Raw genomic sequence first — 3,067 nt, 5'->3', positions numbered from 1 at the left:
GGCCAGCGCACGTGCGGCCGCGCGGGTGCCGGCGGCAGCGGCGAGCCCCATGACGGCGGCGATCAGCAGCGGCAGCACGAGGTCGGCGGCGTCGGTGGCGCCGCCGGCCGGCCGGGTGAGGGCGGCGACCACGAGGACGAGGGTCAGCGCCACGAGCGCAAGGGCGACCAGCACCGCGAGCCGACCCGCCGGGCGGGGCCGGGCCTGGCCGCTCAGCTGGTCGGCGAGGCTGCGGGCGAGCACCGCCCGGGTCGAGACGACGCAGACCGCGATGGCACATGCGACGACGGCGACGGACGCGAGCACGGCGTACGCCGGCACCGGGACCGGCAGCCCGGCGGGCAACCACGCGCGCACGAGTGCCCAGGTGAGGGCCGCGCCGCCCGCGACGCCGACCGGCACCGCCAGGGCGACGAGGAGCAGCGGCTCGCTCAGCGCCAGCAGCCAGGTCCGCCGGCGGTCGGCGCCGCGGAGCGAGGCCAGGGCCAGGTCGGGGACCCGCAGCTCGCCCGCTGCCGAGGTCAGGCGACTCAGCAGGGCGAGGGCGACGAGGACGAGGGAGACGACGGCCGGCGTGACCGCGAGGAGCGCGGAGCGCCGCTCCCTCTCGACGTCGGCGACGATGCCGTCGAGGTCGTTGTTGGAGATCTCGGCGGCGGTGCCCACCGCGAGCTGCTGCGGCGCCGGGTCGGCGGCGGCGCGCTCGGCCAGCGCCGGCAGGTCGGCGGCGTCCAGGTCGGTCGGTACGTCGATGCGGCTGTCGACCCGGACCAGGAGCAGGCTCGGCGGCAGCCCGGTGAGCTGGTCGGGAGCGACGAGGTAGGGCGCCGGCTGCCGGGCGATGTCGGTGCCCAGGCGTCCATCAGGACGCACGGTGGCGGGCACCGACGCCAGCCGACCCGGCTCGAACCAGAAGTCCTCGAGCGTCTCGCGCCGCTCGGGCGAGACGCGCGGGCCCGAGGGATAGGCGTAGGTGCCGACGAGGGTGAGCGTGCCGAACGGCTCGCCCAGCTCGATCCGGTCGCCGATCTCGTGGCCGTCCTCCTCCGCGTCCCCGGCCAGCACGGCCACCTCGCCCGGCGCGGCGGGGCAACGGCCCTCGAGGTCGAGATTCGCGCACGCGTCGGGCTTCGCCAGCAGCATCACCTCGCCGAGGGCACCCGGGGCGAGCACCCGGCTGGTCTCCAGCTGGGCGGTGGCCGCGTGCTGGTCCCCCGGCAGCACGAGCTGTGCGAGCGTGTCGTTGAGCAGGGCGCCGGGGTCGTCGACGGCGCTGCTCGGCCGGACCTGCCACGTGCGCCCGGTCAGGACGTTGCGCTCCTCCTCGAGGCGGGTGACCGCGTACGCGTTGCCGACGGCAGCGGCGAAGGACGGGCCGAGCACCGCCGAGCCCAGCGCCACCACCAGCAGGAGCAGGGTGCCGAGCGAGAGCAGGGAGCGCGACCGCAGGCCGTCGAGCGCCACCCGGATCACGTCGTCACCTCCTCACGCAGCCGGGCCGGGAGGCTGGCGCGGTCCGGGACGTGGCCGGTCCACCAGGTGGTGAGCCCTGCGAGCCCGGTCGCGACGGTGCCCGCCAGGACGAGCGCGAGGACACGGGGCCCGGTGTCGAGGGGGAGCTGGCCCGGGCCGGCGGCCAGCACCGGAAGGGCGTCGGAGAGGGTCGAGACGACCAGCAGCGTCGCAGCGACGCTCGCCAGGCCGGCCGCGAGCGCCATCACGACGACCTGCAGGCGGCCGGCGGCGCGCTGGTCGGACCGGCGTACGCCGACGAGACGCAGCACCGCGCGCTCGTGGGTGCGCTCGCGTCGCAGCCTCGCGGCCGGCAGCACGACGGCCAGCAGCCCGAGCAGCGCGCCGCCGGCAGCGAGCAGGGCGAACCGCCTCGCGACGCCGTCGTCGGCGGCCTCGACGACCTCGCGCGAGAGCTCGCGGCCCTGACGGGGCGTGCCGACCTGGGCCAGCACGCTGTCGGGGGTGTCGGCGCGCGCGAGGACCAGCGGCTCGGCGCGCGCCACGGCACCGGTGCCCGGGACCACGGAGGTCGGCAGGTCGAGCACGGTGCCGGCCGCGCCCACGACGGGCAGGGCGTCGGCGGTCGCCAGGAGGCGGGCCGGGCGGGCCATGCCACCGGTGGTCGGGGCCTCCGGCGCGTCAGGCCACTCCACGCTGCTCGTGGCGAGGATCGGGGTGGCCCAGGGCGACCTGTCGGTGGCGAGGTAGCTGGTGCCGGCGCTGCTCGGCCGGACCCGGAGCCGTCCGGGCGTGGACGCGACCTCGCCCGGGGGCCGCTCGTCGGGCTCGGCCAGCACCCACGGGCGGGCGAGCAGGTCCAGACCGCCGAGGTCGAGCTCAGTCAGGGTGAGGGCCGGCCGCTGGCAGCGGGGCTGGGCCCAGGTGTCGTCGTTGCACGGGAAGCCGATGGCGACCTCCATCCCGGTCACCCGGCAGCCGGTCTCGCACCGGACCAGGTCGGCGGACACGGTCGTCGGCGTCCCCGGCGTCGGCCGGGCGAAGACGGTTTGGCGGCCCGACCCGGACGGGCTCACCGTCAGCACGTCGAGGCGCAGGGGGCGTGGGCGGGAGCCCGCGAGCTCGAGGCGGACGGTCATGCGGCGTCCGGTGGTGACCGGTTCGGGATCGGTCGCGGCGGCAGCGTCGCCGAGGTCGGACACCTCGGCGGAGCCGTCGGCGGCGGCGGTCCCCGCCAGCCGGTCACCCACGACCCGCTCGTAGCGGGCGGTGTCGAGGTAGACCCGACGCGAGATCGGCCGGTCGTCCTCCAGGACCCGGATCGCGGCCATCAGCCACTGGCCGTCCGGGTCGGCCTTGCGGGTCGCCTCGAGCAGTCCGTCGGCCGGGCCGTCGTACGACACCACCAGGGGCGTCGCGGACGTCACGAGCGAGGTGTCGCGCGTCCAGTCGTGGACGGCCAGCGCCGTGTTGGCGGCGCAGCCGAGGAGCACGGCCGAGCCGACCAGGACGGGGAGACCGGTCGCGGCCCGCGGCAGCGCGAGGCGGTGGCCGGCGAGCGACGGCCCGAGGCCGGGACGCCGGGCGAGCCGGC

Annotated in this window: 2 protein-coding genes; both read right to left on the bottom strand. The window is 77.5% G+C overall.

Annotated features, from left to right (window positions below):
* The coding region (locus ACXJKB_RS22665; protein WP_457192471.1) for an FtsX-like permease family protein at positions 1-1,473 on the bottom strand (1,473 nt) is incomplete at its 3' end.
* Positions 1,470-3,067 (bottom strand): hypothetical protein (locus ACXJKB_RS22660; RefSeq protein ID WP_457192469.1); only part of this gene is annotated, 1,598 nt, incomplete at its 5' end. The genes ACXJKB_RS22665 and ACXJKB_RS22660, both read right to left, overlap by 4 nt.

The organism is Nocardioides sp. P5_E3 (assembly GCF_054049275.1).
This window is presented reverse-complemented; position numbering and strand designations above follow the sequence as displayed.